The organism is Burkholderia sp. MSMB1589WGS, assembly GCF_001636105.1.
GTDB classification, from domain to species: domain Bacteria; phylum Pseudomonadota; class Gammaproteobacteria; order Burkholderiales; family Burkholderiaceae; genus Burkholderia; species Burkholderia humptydooensis.
Genome location: NZ_LNJT01000008.1, coordinates 1,363,623 through 1,378,458 on the forward strand (window position 1 = coordinate 1,363,623; position 14,836 = coordinate 1,378,458).

At 64.8% G+C, this 14,836-nt stretch carries 13 protein-coding genes and 1 pseudogene; 5 read left to right on the forward strand and 9 right to left on the reverse strand.

Annotated features, from left to right (window positions below):
• Positions 1 to 1,920 precede the first annotated feature (1,920 nt).
• Positions 1,921 to 3,108: a DNA-binding protein gene (locus WT16_RS23760; RefSeq protein WP_015603282.1), complete on the forward strand. Its 1,188-nt coding sequence runs from the start codon at positions 1,921 to 1,923 to the stop codon at positions 3,106 to 3,108.
• A 92-nt stretch (positions 3,109 to 3,200) separates the two neighbouring features.
• On the opposite strand, the gene WT16_RS23765 is transcribed toward WT16_RS23760, so the two are convergent.
• The 3 genes from WT16_RS23765 to WT16_RS23775 form a co-directional block, all read right to left on the reverse strand.
• On the reverse strand, positions 3,201 to 4,247 hold the full coding sequence (locus WT16_RS23765) for a tyrosine-type recombinase/integrase (RefSeq protein WP_063534366.1): 1,047 nt from the start codon (positions 4,245 to 4,247) through the stop codon (positions 3,201 to 3,203).
• A gap of 166 nt (positions 4,248 to 4,413) precedes the next feature.
• Positions 4,414 to 4,794, reverse strand: coding sequence for a DUF2471 family protein (locus WT16_RS23770; protein WP_059934531.1), 381 nt, complete (start codon positions 4,792 to 4,794; stop codon positions 4,414 to 4,416).
• Positions 4,795 to 4,861: 67 nt separating this feature from the next.
• Positions 4,862 to 5,482, reverse strand: coding sequence for an XRE family transcriptional regulator (locus tag WT16_RS23775; RefSeq protein ID WP_015603565.1), 621 nt, complete (start codon positions 5,480 to 5,482; stop codon positions 4,862 to 4,864).
• A gap of 167 nt (positions 5,483 to 5,649) precedes the next feature.
• On the opposite strand from WT16_RS23775, the gene WT16_RS23780 reads away from it, so the two are divergent.
• Together WT16_RS23780 and tdh are read left to right on the forward strand one after the other, a co-directional pair.
• Positions 5,650 to 6,849, forward strand: coding sequence for a glycine C-acetyltransferase (locus WT16_RS23780; protein WP_063534367.1), 1,200 nt, complete (start codon positions 5,650 to 5,652; stop codon positions 6,847 to 6,849).
• A 12-nt stretch (positions 6,850 to 6,861) separates the two neighbouring features.
• On the forward strand, positions 6,862 to 7,893 hold the full coding sequence (gene tdh / locus WT16_RS23785) for an L-threonine 3-dehydrogenase (RefSeq protein ID WP_015604146.1): 1,032 nt from the start codon (positions 6,862 to 6,864) through the stop codon (positions 7,891 to 7,893).
• 1 nt (position 7,894) lies between these two features.
• Here the strand turns inward: tdh and kdpA are convergent, their stop codons facing one another.
• The 4 genes from kdpA to WT16_RS23805 all read right to left on the reverse strand — a co-directional run bounded on the left by kdpA (position 7,895) and on the right by WT16_RS23805 (position 11,739).
• Positions 7,895 to 9,706 (reverse strand): potassium-transporting ATPase subunit KdpA, encoded by a 1,812-nt coding sequence (gene kdpA / locus WT16_RS23790; RefSeq protein ID WP_063534368.1) that lies wholly within the window; start codon positions 9,704 to 9,706, stop codon positions 7,895 to 7,897.
• 143 nt (positions 9,707 to 9,849) lie between these two features.
• A complete protein-coding gene (locus WT16_RS23795; protein WP_063534369.1) occupies positions 9,850 to 10,269 on the reverse strand; it encodes a hypothetical protein in 420 nt (139 codons plus the stop codon).
• Positions 10,266 to 10,913: a GNAT family N-acetyltransferase gene (locus tag WT16_RS23800; RefSeq protein ID WP_197486500.1), complete on the reverse strand. Its 648-nt coding sequence runs from the start codon at positions 10,911 to 10,913 to the stop codon at positions 10,266 to 10,268. The genes WT16_RS23795 and WT16_RS23800 overlap by 4 nt, the downstream gene beginning before the upstream one ends.
• 175 nt (positions 10,914 to 11,088) lie before the next feature.
• Entirely contained in the window at positions 11,089 to 11,739 is a 651-nt protein-coding gene (locus WT16_RS23805; RefSeq protein ID WP_015603515.1) for a YceI family protein, read from the reverse strand.
• Between the two features lie 88 nt (positions 11,740 to 11,827).
• On the opposite strand from WT16_RS23805, the gene WT16_RS23810 reads away from it, so the two are divergent.
• Together WT16_RS23810 and WT16_RS23815 are read left to right on the forward strand one after the other, a co-directional pair.
• Entirely contained in the window at positions 11,828 to 12,445 is a 618-nt protein-coding gene (locus WT16_RS23810) for a TetR/AcrR family transcriptional regulator (protein ID WP_009914052.1), read from the forward strand.
• 100 nt (positions 12,446 to 12,545) lie between these two features.
• Entirely contained in the window at positions 12,546 to 13,025 is a 480-nt protein-coding gene (locus WT16_RS23815; RefSeq protein WP_063534371.1) for a nuclear transport factor 2 family protein, read from the forward strand.
• A gap of 61 nt (positions 13,026 to 13,086) precedes the next feature.
• On the opposite strand, the pseudogene WT16_RS23820 reads toward WT16_RS23815, so the two are convergent.
• Positions 13,087 to 13,495: pseudogene (locus tag WT16_RS23820) on the reverse strand (succinylglutamate desuccinylase); the annotation flags it as partial.
• A gap of 129 nt (positions 13,496 to 13,624) precedes the next feature.
• Positions 13,625 to 14,812 carry a tartrate dehydrogenase gene (locus WT16_RS23825; protein WP_269447549.1) on the reverse strand — a complete coding sequence of 396 codons (1,188 nt, stop codon included), beginning with the start codon at positions 14,810 to 14,812 and terminating at the stop codon, positions 13,625 to 13,627.
• Positions 14,813 to 14,836: the final 24 nt, after the last annotated feature.

A 14,836-nucleotide genomic window follows, 5' to 3' on the forward strand; every position in this document is an offset into this window, starting at 1 on the left:
ATGCAGGCGAGACGGGCATCGACTGCCAGCCGCCGGCGCGAATCGGCCACGCGTGAGCCGCCGAAATCGATCGGCCTCACCAATACGCGCGCCAAGCGGGGGCGTGGAGCGGCCGCATTACGTGTCGCGCGACCTCGAGCGCGGCGCGCCATGCGTCATCGCCGACCGACAATGACGCAGGTCCGGCATCGGACCGCATTCGGATGCCGTTCGGCGATGCGAGCGAGCGCGCCCAAGTTCGCCTCACCGGACGAGAGATCATCCCCGACATGAAACGCATACGCGCGCCCCGCACGGCCTCCCGGCCGCGAGCCGCTTATGGACGGCAAATCAGCCCGGCGACCAGCCTCGGGCCGCAAGCGTGAGCCCTCCCAAGCCGAGTCGACTCACCCGAGCGTGCGACAGTCCGTCAAACGTGAGCAGATCCAATGCATCCGACTAACCGGATGGATATCCGTCAAAGACAAAATGAGTTGCGATGCAGCGTTTCGACTAGCCCCAAGAGCCCCACCTGGGCCCCTGCCGGAGAAATGGCCGGCTTACGAAGCGTTTTTTCCAAGCCTTGACGCTCGGCAATGCAGGCTTGCTCCCGAAAAAGCTCACCATTCAGGTCCCGTCAGCCAACGAGCAACCTCTTCCGCAGGTCCGGCATACGGGCGACTACCGGCAATCGGCCCCCGTAAAGCCTCACCTCAGATCGATTTTTACCCTGCGCGACAGCGCACCCGCAGCCCCCGAAAAAGCTCACCATTCCTTCCAATACGCAAAAAAATCCATATATATCAATTACTTACAAATCATAGCTAACGCGCTGGTCGAAATTTTCTTCTCCCGTATGCCCTCACCTTTCGCACGCGGCTCGACGTCACTTGTCATGAGATCGCATCCTGAAAAATCTCACCTTTGACGAAGAGCGGGCTCCGCAACGGCACTTGCTACCCAGCATCCACGGGCCTTTGCGGCCGAATGAGCGCCACCATGTCCTGAAAAGTCTCACCTTTGGCAAATTTCTGCTGTGCGTCAGATCCTGAAAAACCTCACCTCAAGCGAGATCGGTGCGGGCCAGCCATGCGCCCGAATTCCCTCACCTTTAGCGAGAACCTCGTCTCAGCGCTGAAGAAGGTCCCCCGAAAAACCTCACCTTTAGGCCGTTTCGGGCGGCAATGCCCCGTCGGACGAGCCTTTACCAGCCTTCCTTCCCGGAAACGCTCACATCAAAACGGGCTGGAATCCCGAGAAATCTCACCTATGCCCCAAATTTGCTTAAAAGAAGGGCAGAATCATTGCTCCACCGACCTCCCGAAAAGCCTCACCTATACCTGTGCGGATGTGGATAGATCGATTCAGGCTGCGCACGGCTCCACCTTTACTGTGCCCCCGAAAAACCTCACCTTTGGCAACCTCATCTGTGGGAAAGCATCCTGAATCCGCTCACGATCTTTCCTGCATCGGCTCACGCCGATCCCCGAACCCCATCACGTCGAATCCTGGAAAATCTCACCTCATATCCCGTAAAATTTCACCTCATCGGTCGCAATCCCTTGCTGGGCAAGGCCCCCCGATGGCGTTAACGTTTTTAACGAAGATTCAAGGGTGTTTACTTCTAATACTCTCAAGACGCCCCCGACGAGTTTTCCACAGAACCCCCATTTCGCCTCCAGACATGTCCCGAGAACCACAGCGCTCGGTATGTGAAACAATTACCGTTATTCGGGTCCCATCCAATAATCTTTTAAAAACAGAGGCTTGAGTCACATTCTTCGCTTTGTTTCACGGATTTCCAGCGGTTGTGTGAGCAAAATCGATCGACATCCCCCTGAATGCCTCTGTGAGTAGCAAAAGTACAACAAGCACATCAAAGCCGTATCAAACAGAACGTATTTCGTTATGATTGGTACGTTTCGGCTTTTCGCAACGACCATGACCCTCGACGAAATCCGGCAATCCATTCGCGAAGAGCTCGATGCGCTGCGCGCGTCCGGCGCCCGCCGGCAAGACTTGTCGCTGCATGCGTGCAAACGGCTGTTCTTCGACCTTGGCATCCGGCCGTCTGCGGCGAACGTCCGCGATTTGACCCAGACCGGTAGCGCAAGCGATATCCCGAAAGACATCGATCATTTTTGGGAGCGAATCCGGGCGGCATCGAAAGTCCGGCTCGAAGGAGCCGCTTTACCGAAACCGCTCGAGGAAAAGGCCGGCGCGCTACTGGGCGCGCTATATGAAGAGGCGCTGAAACAGGCGCGTGAGAGCCTCGATGACGAACGGCAGCAAGCGAGCGGCGAAGTGGCCGCTGCCGAACAGAAATATCGCGATGCGCTGATTCGCCAGGAAGCGCTCGAGGCCACGCTCGCCCGAAGCGACGCGCGCGCCGAGCAACTGCAGAATCGTCTGACCGATGCCGAGGTGCAATTGGCGTCCGCGTCGACGCAAGGTCTCGCGCATCAGGATTCGCTGCAGAGCCTGATTCGCCGGATGGAAAACGAAAATGCACTGCTGAATCAAAGACTTGAAACAGAGCAGAGCCAAAACGCGACGCTGCGTGAGCGGATCGACACACTGCACGCGGAACTGCGCGAGAACACCGAGCACTATGCGCAGCAGATCAAGGACGCGATCGCGGAAGCCGAGCGGCGCGTGAAGCCGATGCTCGTCGAGCTCGATTCGCTGCGCAGCATGGCGTCGACGTATCAGCAGGGGTTGCGCGACGTCAATCGCAAGGAGTTCGATTTCCTGCAGCAACTGAGTGCGGCGAAGGCGCGTGCGGATCGGCTCGACGCGCAGTTGCGCGAACAAGGCGACGAATTGACCGCCGCGGTCAACGAAGTTCAGATATTGCGGGCCAGCCAGGGCATGACACCCGAGATCGCCGCGCTAATCCGGCGTCTGGCGGACGCGGGCAATCTCGATGCGGCTGCGTTCGACGTGATCGGCACGTCGCTCGATCAGCATGTGGCGCTGCCGGCGCGGTGTCCGAAGTGCGGCGACGGCGAACCTGAGCTGTCTCACGACGCGCACGGTTACGAATTGCTTTGTCCCGAATGCGAGCACACGTCGGGAGTGCGGCCATCGCGCTTCGCAGCGGCCGCCTGTTTCACCCGGACAGCGTGACGGACGGCGCCGGAAATCCTCAAAGGTGAGGAAATTCGGGAATCAAGAGGTGAGAAAAGGTGAGTATTTTCGGGAGGCAGAAACCGCCGATCTCAAGCCTGGCTTGACGTGGCGGTCGGCGCTTCATTGGTGAGCGACTCGGCGCCCGGCGGCGCACTGACGAGGCTTTCCCGCCAATTCTTCCATGCCCGATGCAGTCGATTCGACGAAATCGGCTGCGCGAATCCCAGCCACTGACCGACTTTTTCCGGCTCGACGCCGTTTTCGAACAGTTCGGCCGCGAACGTGTTGCGCAACGTCTGCGGGCTGGCGCGCGCGGTGCGCGATGGCGCGATGTCGGCCGCGTCGACGATCGCATCGACCGCACGCAGCATCGTCGCCTTGTGCATCGGCCGGCCGGATTGCGACGCGGGGAAAACGAGCTCGCCCGGAATGCCGCAACGCTGACGTTCGGCTAGCCATGCGTCGAACAGCGCGATCGCGAACGATGCGAGATGCGTTTCGCGCGTGAATTCTGGCCGGGCCGCCGGGATCATCAGCACGGTCGATCCAAGATTGACGCAACTAATCGTGAGCGCGCGCGCTTCGCCGGTCTTCAATCCGCCGCCGAGGAATGCAGCGATCAGCGCACGATCGCGGCGTTCCTTCCAGAGCGCCGCGCCTGTCGCGGGCAGTGGGGAAAATAGATAAGCAAGCAGCGCGGCGCGTTCGGCCGGCGCGAGAAAACTCGTCGGCTCGTTGTCGCGCGCACTGCGCCAGGTCGCTTCGCCATCCTGAGCAATGAAGCGGGCAGGGTTCGTCGAGCCGAATTCGTTCTTGCGCACATGATCGAGCACGCGCTCGATCAGCCTCAAATAGCGGACTCTCTGCGTTTTCTTGATCGGGAGCTCGCCGACGAAAAGGGCGATCGTCTCGGTGTCGACCGTCGCGAGGTTCTTTTGCCGTTTCGCGAGCCAACCGAGAAACGCGCCCCATTGTGCGCGGTAGACGTCGGCCGACGAGCGGCGAAATTCCTGGGCGGCCAGCCACGCATCGAAAGCGGTGTCCGGATGGTTGAGCCAGTCCGACGTGTCGCGATCGAACAGATCGCTCGGGATGTCGGGCTGCGCAGGGGGACTCGTCAGAATGGGCAGCGACATGTCATTTATCCCGTTAGTTGCAATTCATCATAGCGTGTCGCGTTCGCTCGACAAAGCGTTTTCGAGTCAGCGGCGGGCATCCTGCGGCTAACGAGCCGCCGGAAACCGGGTTGTCTGCATGCGACATGCGGGCCGGGTGGGCCGCCGGGCAAGACGTGGCGACCGGCTAGTCGCCCCATGCGCGCGACGCGCGCGCGGCGCGCACCGGCGCAACGGACGCGTCGGTGCGCGCGTTCGCGGCCCGCTCATACGCGGCGACCGCGAACGAGAACACCGCGGGCAGCGCATTCGACCGCCCGAAGTCGACGAGATCGTCGGTTTCCGGGAAGCGCAGCTCGGCCGGGCGGTCGAACAGGCAGCGAACCATCGGATCGTGCCGGCTCGCGAAGCCGAGATCGGCGAGCGCTTCGGCTTCGACCGCGTGCAGAAGCCGCCACGTCAACGGAACGCCTTGCCGGATATAACGCTCGGCAATGTGGCGGACAATCGTTTCCATATCGTGCGCCGCAGCCTTGAAGCTGAGCGCGGCCAGATCCTGTTCGGTCATCGCGGGCTCCTGTTTTGCGTATACTGTACGAATATACAGTATTTTGCGCAACTGGCCGTTGAGCAGACTAGACGCCGTGCTGCCGATGAATCACGATCAGGAGCGCTTTTGCCTCGCTCTTGCCCGCGTTGCGGATCGCGTGCGGCCCGTCGGCCGCGTAGCGCGCGGTGTCGCCCGCCTTCAGCCGCCGCGCGGTGCCCGCCGCTTCGATCTCGATCGCGCCGTTCAGCACGGTCAGATGCTCGCGGGTGCCGGGCTCGTGCGGATTCGACACGAGCGCGCCGTTCGCCGGCAGCGTCAGCTCGTACCATTCGAACTTGCCCGCGAGTTCGATCGGTCCCCACACGCGTAACTGGTATTGCGCGTCGTGGCCGGCGAGCGTCGGAATGTCGTGCGGGCTGTCGACGCGGATCGTCTCGGGCGCCTTCGGCTGCGCGAACAGCTCGTCGAGGCTGATGCCGAGCGCGTTCGTGAGCCGCCACGCGACGGCGATCGTCGGATTCGCCTTGTCGCGCTCGATCTCCGACAGCATCGATTTCGACACGCCGGCCGCGCGCGACAGATCGTCGAGCGTGAGCTTGCGCTCGTTGCGCAGGCGCTGGATCTGCTCGCCGACCCGCGGCGGCGTCGCGCCGCGGGCGGCGGGAGCGGGCGCGGCCGTGCGCCGCGCGCCGGAAGAGCTTGCCATTTGAATTCCGTTCGCTTAGAGTTGTTCGGTATTTCGAATTTTAGTTCGGAATACAGGAAAAATACGCTGGATCAGACGGCCGACTATAACAGTAGCAAGCCGCTTTGCCGCCGCCACGAGCGCGGACGAGCGCCGAGCCTTGCAGCCCATGTCAGGAGCTTATTGCGATGCGTGATGCCTATCTTGCCCATCTACGCGGCACCCTCGACCAGATTCGCGCGGACGGTTTCTACAAGACCGAGCGCGAGATCGCCAGCCCGCAGGCGGCCGACATCCGGCTGGCCGGCGGCGCGCACGTGCTGAATTTCTGCGCGAACAACTATCTGGGGCTCGCGGACGATCCGCGCCTCATCAAAGCCGCGCAGGCGGCGCTCGAGCAGGACGGGTTCGGGATGGCGTCGGTGCGCTTCATCTGCGGCACGCAGACCGTGCACAAGCGGCTCGAGGCCGCGCTGTCCGCGTTCCTGCAAACCGACGACTGCATCCTGTATTCGAGCTGCTTCGACGCGAACGGCGGCCTGTTCGAGACGCTGCTCGACGAAAACGACGCGATCATCAGCGACGAGCTGAATCACGCAAGCATCATCGACGGCGTTCGCCTGTCGAAGGCGAAGCGCTTGCGCTACAAGAACAACGACCTCGCCGATCTCGAAGCGAAGCTGCGCGAGGCCGACGCGGCGGGCGCGCGCTTCAAGCTGATCGCGACCGACGGCGTGTTCTCGATGGACGGCATCATCGCGAACCTGAAGGGCGTATGCGATCTGGCCGACCGTTACGGCGCGCTCGTGATGGTCGACGATTCGCACGCGGTCGGCTTCATCGGCGAGCACGGGCGCGGCACGCCCGAATATTGCGGCGTCGAGGGCCGCGTCGACATCATCACGGGCACGCTCGGCAAGGCGCTGGGCGGCGCGTCGGGCGGCTACGTCGCCGCGCGGCGCGAGATCGTCGAGCTGCTGCGGCAGCGCTCGCGGCCGTATCTGTTTTCGAACACGCTGACGCCGAGCATCGCGGCCGCGTCGCTGAACGTGCTCGAGCTGCTCGCGAGCGACGAAGGCGCGCGGCTGCGCGAGCGCGTGCGCGCGAACGGCGTGCACTTCCGCGAGAAGATGAGCGTGGCGGGCTTCACGCTCGTGCCGGGCGAGCATCCGATCATTCCGGTGATGCTCGGCGATGCGCAGGTCGCGTCGAAGATGGCCGATGCACTTCTCGCCGAAGGCGTGTACGTGATCGGCTTCTCGTATCCGGTCGTGCCGCGCGGCCGCGCGCGCATTCGCACGCAGATGAGCGCCGCGCATACGCCCGAGCAGATCGATCGCGCGGTCGACGCGTTCGTGCGCGTCGGCAAGACGCTCGGCGTCATTTGACGGAGGCTCGCGATGAAAGCGCTTGCGAAGCTCGAACGCGGGCCGGGCCTCACGCTCACGCGCGTGAAGAAGCCCGAGGTCGGCCACAACGACGTCCTCATCAAGATCCGCCGCACCGCGATCTGCGGCACCGACATCCATATCTGGAAGTGGGACGACTGGGCGCAGAAGACGATTCCGGTGCCGATGCACGTCGGCCACGAATACGTCGGCGAGATCGTCGAAATGGGCCAGGAAGTGCGCGGCTTCTCGATCGGCGATCGCGTGTCCGGCGAAGGCCACATTACATGCGGCTTCTGTCGCAACTGTCGCGCGGGGCGGCGCCACCTGTGCCGCAACACGGTGGGCGTCGGCGTGAATCGCGAAGGTGCGTTCGCCGAGTATCTGGCGATACCCGCGTTCAACGCGTTCAAGATTCCGCCCGAGATCTCCGACGATCTCGCCGCGATCTTCGATCCGTTCGGCAACGCGACGCATACCGCGCTGTCGTTCAACCTCGTCGGCGAGGACGTGCTGATCACGGGCGCGGGGCCGATCGGCGTGATGGCGGTGGCGATCGCGAAGCACGTCGGCGCGCGCAACGTCGTCATCACCGACATCAACGACTATCGCCTCGACCTCGCGCGCAAGATGGGCGCGACGCGCGCGGTGAACGTGTCGCGCGAATCGCTGCGCGACGTGATGGCCGATCTGCACATGACGGAGGGCTTCGACGTCGGGCTCGAGATGTCCGGCGTGCCGAGCGCGTTCACGTCGCTGCTCGAATCGATGAATCACGGCGGCAAGGTCGCGCTGCTCGGCATTCCGCCCGCGCAGACCGCGATCGACTGGAACCAGGTGATCTTCAAGGGCCTCGAGATCAAGGGCATCTATGGGCGCGAGATGTTCGAGACCTGGTACAAGATGGTCGCGATGCTGCAAAGCGGGCTCGATCTGTCGCCGATCATCACGCACCGCTTCCCGGTCGACGACTACGAGCAGGGCTTCGCGGCGATGCTGTCGGGCGAAAGCGGCAAGGTGATTCTCGACTGGGCCGGCGCGTGACTCAACGCGCAGCGCCCGCCATCGTCACCTGCTCGACGATCGGCCCGAGCGCCAATGCCGGTAGATACGTCAGCAACGTCATCAGCACGACCGTTCCGATCAGCAGGACGACGAAGAGCGGGCCGTGCGTCGGCAGCGCGCCGGGGCCGGCCGCGCGTCGCACCTTCAGCGCGAGCGAGCCGGCGAGCGCGAGCACCGGCACGATCGTCGCGAAGCGGCCGAACCACATCGCCGCGCCGAGCATCGCGTTGTAATAACGGGTATTCGCCGCGAGGCCCGCGAATGCGCTGCCGTTGTTGTTCGCCGCCGACGTGAACGCATACAGGATCTCGCTGAAGCCGTGCGCGCCGGGGTTCGCGATGCCGGCGACGCCGGCCGGCAGCAGCACCGACGCGGCCGTGCCGACGAGCGCGATGCAAGGCGTCGCGAGGAGCGCGATCGCGACGAGCTTCATGTCGTGCGGATCGATTTTCTTGCCGAGATACTCGGGCGCGCGGCCGATCATCAGTCCCGCGACGAACGCCGCGAGCATCGCGTGCATCAGCATGCCGAAGAGCCCCGAGCCGGGGCCGCCGAACACGACTTCGCCCGTCTGCATCAGCGCCATCGGCACGAGCCCGCCGATCGGCGTCAGCGAATCGTGCATCGCGTCGACCGCGCCGTCGCCGCTCGCCGTCGCGATCGTCGCGTAGAGCGCCGACGAGACGATCCCGAAGCGCGTCTCCTTCCCTTCCATGTTGCCGCCGGGCATCGACGCAGACGCGCGCGCGTCGATGCCCGGCGACGCGAGCGTCGCGCTGCCCGCTTGCTCGGCGCGCATCGTCACGAGCGCGAGCGCGACGAACATCGCGAGCATTGCCGCATAGATCGCCCAGCCTTGCCGCGTGTCGCCGACCATCGCGCCGAACGTGTGGCACAGCGCGGCCGGCAGCAGCAGAAGCGCGAGCATTTGCAGGAAATTGCTGAACGGCGTCGGATTCTCGAACGGATGCGCGGAGTTCGCGTTGAAGAAGCCGCCGCCGTCGCCGCTCAGCAGCTTGATCGATTCCTGCGATGCGACGGGCCCCATCGGCAGAAGCTGCTCGCGGCCCGCAATCGCGCGCACGGCGGGGCGGCCCGCGGCATCGAGCAGCGGCGCGCCGCTCGCGTCGGGCGCGGCTTGCCGCCGGACGGTGCCTTGGATCGTCTGGACGGTGCGATACCCGGAGAAGTTCTGGATCGTGCCTTGCGCGATGAACGCGGCGGCGAACAGCGCGGACAGCGGAATCAGCACATAGAGCGTCGCGCGCGTGAGGTCGGCCCACAGATTGCCGACGGAGCCCGCGCCGCGTGCGGCGAGCGCGCGGATCAGCGCGAGCAGCACGGCGATGCCGGCGGCGGCCGACAAGAAGCTCTGCACGGCGATGCCGCCCATCTGGGTCAGATAGCTGAGCGTCGTTTCGCCTGCGTAGCCTTGCCAGCTCGTATTGGTGGCGAAGCTGACGGCCGTGTTGAACGCCGAATCGGCGCTGACGGCAGGAAGGGCCTGCGGATTGAGCGGCAGCACGTGCTGAACGCGCTGCAACGCGTAGAGTGCGATCGTGCCGACGACGCTGAACGACAACAGCGCGATCGCATAGGTTTTCCAGCTCATTGCCTGCTCGGGATCGACGCCCGCCGCGCGATACGTCCATCGCTCGACGGGCCGCAGCATTCGCATCGGCCACGGCGGATCGCCGTTTGCGATGCGCGCGATGTATTGTCCGAGCGGCTTGACGAGCAGCGTCAGCACGACGACGAAAAGAGCGAGCTGCAGATAGGCGTGCCTGTCCATCGATTCTCCCGCTTCGGCCGCTGGTTCTTCATGTCTTCATTACAGCGCAGCGGATGTCAAACCGATCGAAAGAGTCGCGCGACGAGCGTAAACGGCGCGTCAATATTTCGACTTCAAGCGATTCCGCGTGAGGCAGGCTTGCGTCATTGCGCGCTGTCGAGCAGATGCGGATTCAATTCGATGTTCAGGATCACTAGCCAACGTCTCGGACAATCGGCCGGAACGTCGAGCGGCGCGCCGTCATTCGGCGCGTTGCGCAGACGGCCGCTCGACCGCGCGTCGAGATATGCGCGCTGCGCGTCGGATTGCAGCCAGTAGCTGACGAGCGTGCACGTGACGAAGTTGAAGAGCAGCAGCGGCCCCGCCTCCACGTCGTGGCCGGCGATATGGGCGAGGCCCGCGAATGCCGCGGTCAGTGCCTGGCTCACCGCGATCGTGATGCACACGACCTTGACGAGACCGCGCATGCGCATCGCCGCCTTCACGTGGGCCGGCTTGTACGCGCGCCGATCGCCCGAGTCGCACGAGCGGTCGCGCCGGCGTGCGTCGTCGTCGTATTTCATGCGGCGCGATCGTATGGCGCTGGCATCGGCATCGGCGTCAGCGGCAGTTCGCGCGCCTTCCATGCGGACGACCGCGATACCGCCGCCGGCTTGCTGAGGATCGCGCTGTCATAGCCTTTGCCGGAAAAGTGCATGACGTCGACGAGCCGAAATCCTTGGCGCGTGTAGAACGCGACGAGATGCGCGGCCGGCTGCGGCGTGTCGAGCGCAAGACGCCGGTAGCCGCGCGCGGCAGCCCAATGCGCGGCGAAATCGAGCATCGACCGGCCGATGCCGCGCCCTTGCCAGACGGGATCGACGCCGAACTGGCGCAACGTCGCGACGTTGCCGCGGCGATAGAGTTCGCATGGCGACGCGAGATCGCGCGCGTGAAGCGTCATCGTCGCGACGAGGTGGCCATTGCAGACGGCGACGAAGCATTCGCCCGCGAGTGCGCGTTGATGCGTGACGGCGGCCGGTTGATCGACGCAGGGACAATTGAGTCCCATTCGGCCGAGCCGGGCGAACGCGCGATGCAGCAGCGCGGTCAGCTCGTTGTACGAGTCGTGCGCAGGATCGAAACGTCGAAGCACGACGCGGCCGTCCGCATGCGTCGCGCATGCGAAGTGCATCGCTCGTTCGGTTTTCGCTCGTTGTTGCGGCATGTGACGCCTCCGAAACCTCGATGGTTGCCCGAAGTGTAGGGAGTCGCGAGCGCGCCTTTCAAGAAAAAATGTCGTAAAAAGATGCGGCGCGGCGATAGAGACTGGAGGCGGCGATGCGCGAAGCCATGACGAACGTCGCGCGTTCCTTCGAGCGGCAACGTGCGTCATCGATGCGTCATGGCGCGGGCGCTTCGCCTTCCTTGACGAACTCCGCCTCGATGCGCACGCGCACTTCGTCGCCAACGGCCGGATACCAGCTCGTCACGCCGAATTGCGCGCGGCTGAACGTGCCGCGCGCGGAGAAGCCGAGCGTGTCCTGCCTCGTCAACGGATTGCGGCCGTAGCCATTGAACGTGACGGCGAGCGTGACGGGGTGCGTCGCGCCGCGGATCGTCAGGTTGCCGGTCAGCGTGCCCTGCGTCGCGCCCGTGCGCGCGAAGCGCGTGCCGTCGAAATGAATTTGAGGGTTGCGGGCGGCGTCGAGCGCATCGGCGCCCGCGACGAGCTTGTCCAGCAGCGGCACATTGGTGTCGACGCTCGCTGCGTCGATCGACGCCGTCACGCCGCTGCCGGCGAGCCCGCCGGCGCGCCAATCGAGTTGCGCGCTCGCGCGATCGAAGCGCATCGTGAAGCGCGAATACTTGAAGTGGTCGACGTCGAACACGATGCTCCAGTGGTGCGGATCGAGCGTGTAGCGGCCGGCCGGAACGGCGGCTTCCGTCGTCGACACGCTGTGCGTGACGACCCGAAGCGGCGTGCAGCTTGCCGTCACGCCTGCGAGCGCGATCGCGCACGCGAATTGTCCCGCCCATCTCGCCGGTTTCATCCGAGCCCCTTTTTGCCGAATGCGTGCGAAAACGATATCGCATCGTTTCGAGGTTGACAAAGGAGAATGATCATTCTACCGTAAACGCATGGATACGAAACCTGAACCAATCCCTGCCGCCGGCGCGCGCGAACGCTTGCTCGACGCGGCCGAAACGCTGATCTACGCGGGCGGCATCCATGCGACGGGCGTCGACGCGATCGTCAAGCTGTCGGGCGCCGCGCGCAAGAGCTTCTATACGCACTTCGAATCGAAGGAGGCGCTCGTCGCCGCCGCGCTCGAGCGCCGCGATGCGCGCTGGATGGCGTGGTTCGTCGAAGCGACGGCAAAGCGCGGCAAGACGCCGCGCGCGCGGCTCGTCGGGATGTTCGACGTGCTGCGCGAATGGTTCGAGCAGCCGGATTTCCACGGCTGCGCGTTCCTGAACGCGGCGGGCGAGATCGAGCATCCGGATGATCCGATTCGCGTCGTCGCGCGCGAACACAAGGAACGCTTGCTCGTGTTCGTGCGCGAGCAGCTCGATGCGCATGCGGCGGAAACGGGCGCGGATCGCCGCCATATCGCACGGCTCGCGCGCCAGTGGCTCGTGCTGATCGACGGTGCGATCGGCGTCGCGCTGGTGAGCGGCGACGCGTCGGCCGCGCGCGACGCGCGTGCGGTGGCCGAACTGCTGCTCGACGCGACGCTGCCGAGCCGGTCCGGCTAAAGCTCCGCCTTTTCATTCGATCGAATCGCAGCACCCCCGCCTGCCCGCCGCGCTCGGCGAGCCGGGCGGGTCTTTTCACGCCCTCAATCTGGAGAGCACGATGTCCGATTCAACCGAAATCCGCCCGCCTGTTCCGCCGTTCACGCGCGAAACCGCGATTCAAAAAGTTCGGGCTGCTGAAGATGGCTGGAACACGCGCGACCCCGAGCGCGTTTCGCTCGCCTACACGCCGCAGAGCGAATGGCGCAATCGCGCGGAATTCGCGACGGGCCGCGCGGAGATCGTCGCGCTGCTGCGCCGCAAGTGGACGCGCGAGCTCGATTATCGGCTGATCAAGGAATTGTGGGCGTTCACCGGCAACCGGATCGCGGTGCGCTTCGCGTACGAGTGGCACGACGACGCGGGCAACTGGTTCCGCTCATACGGCAACGAAAACTGGGCATTCGACGAAAACGGCCTGATGGCGCATCGCCATGCATGCATCAACGACATGCCGATCCGCGAAGCGGATCGCCTGTTCCACTGGCCGCTCGGCCGCCGGCCCGATGACCATCCGGGCCTGTCGGATCTCGGGCTCTGATCGGCGGAGGGTTGCGTAAAGCATCGCGCCGCCTGCAACGGCGAAGCGCTGTTTCGCCGTGCATCACGGTTGCCGGCGCACCGATCTGCAGCGCGAGCGCCGTGCCCTTGTCGAGCGGGCCCGCGACGATCAGCGGCGCGCTGCGCTCGTGCATCGAATGCAGATCGAGCAGCCAGTCGACCTCGTCGACGAACGGCCGGATCGCGCGCGCACGATCGAGTTCGACCGAGTGCTTCGACAGATCGTCGAGCACGGCGGGCGTCCACACGCGACAGCAACGCATCGACGACGATCGCGCCGCACGCTTCGTTGCCGTGCGTGAGCGCGTTGATCATCACGTGCGGGCCGGGCACGCCCGAATCGAAGCGATGCACGTAATCGACGCCGGCGTTGCCGATGCGATGCGCATCGAGGTCCGGAAAGTCGACCTCGATCGAATAGTGAGGAAATACGGGAGCCGATTCGGCCATGGTGAGCTTTTTCGGGAGTCGGGGAAAATGCCGCGCGCCTTTACGTCGGAAGCGCGTCGTCGTCGCTGTTGTCGGCGGCTTCGGCGATCACGTCGAACGCGGGCGATCAGCGACCAGCCGAGCAGCCGATCAGCCGAGCAGGTGCGCGACGATCGCGTCGCCCACTTCGCTCGTCGATGCCTGGCCGCCCATGTCGCGCGTGCGCGGGCCGTGCTTCAGCACGTGCTCGATCGCGGCGACGATCGCATCATGCGCCTCACGGGCGGGGCCCGCGCCCTCGCCGAGGAAATCGACCATCATCGCGGCCGACCAGATCATCGCGATCGGGTTCGCCACGTGCTTGCCCGCGATGTCCGGCGCGGAGCCGTGCACCGGCTCGAACAGCGACGGAAACCGGCGCTCCGGGTTCAGGTTCGCCGACGGCGCGATGCCGATCGTACCGGTGCATGCGGGGCCGAGATCGGACAGGATGTCGCCGAACAGGTTCGACGCGACGACGACGTCGAAGCGCTCCGGCTGCATCACGAAGCGCGCGCACAGGATGTCGATGTGCTGCTTGTCCCACGCGACGTCCGGATAGCGCGCGGCCATCTCGGCGGCGCGCGCGTCCCACCACGGCATGCTGATCGCGATGCCGTTGCTCTTCGTCGCGACGGTGAGCTGCTTCGCGCGGCGCTGCGCGAGCTCGAACGCGAACTTCATCACGCGTTCGGTGCCGTGCCGCGTGAACACCGCCTGCTGGACGACGAACTCGCGATCGGTGCCCTCGAACATCGCGCCGCCGACGGCCGAGTATTCGCCCTCGGTGTTCTCGCGCACGATCATGAAATCGATGTCGCCCGCCTGGCGGCCGGCGAGCGGGCACGGCACGCCGTCGAACAGGCGCGCGGGACGCAGGTTCACGTATTGATCGAACTCGCGCCGGAATTTGATCAGCGATCCCCACAGCGAAACGTGATCGGGCACCGTCTCGGGCCAGCCCACCGCGCCGAACAGCAGCGCGTCCATGCCGGAAAGTTGCGTCTTCCAGTCGTCCGGCATCATCTGACCGTGCTTCGCGTAGTAGTCGCAGCTTGCCCATTCGATCGGTTCGTATTCGAAGCGCAGGCCGAAGCGGCGGCTCACCGCGTCGAGCGCGCGCAGCCCTTCGGGCATCACTTCCACGCCGATCCCGTCGCCGGGGATGACGGCGATCTTGTACACCTTGTCGCTCATGCTGGCTTCCTCATCTCGTGTCCTGCCGCGCGCATCGGCCGAGCCGGGCGCGCGCGGCATCAAGGAGGCGATCGCGCGGGGCTTGCGCGATCGTCGATCCATGCATTCTATTTATTTCTGGAAGGA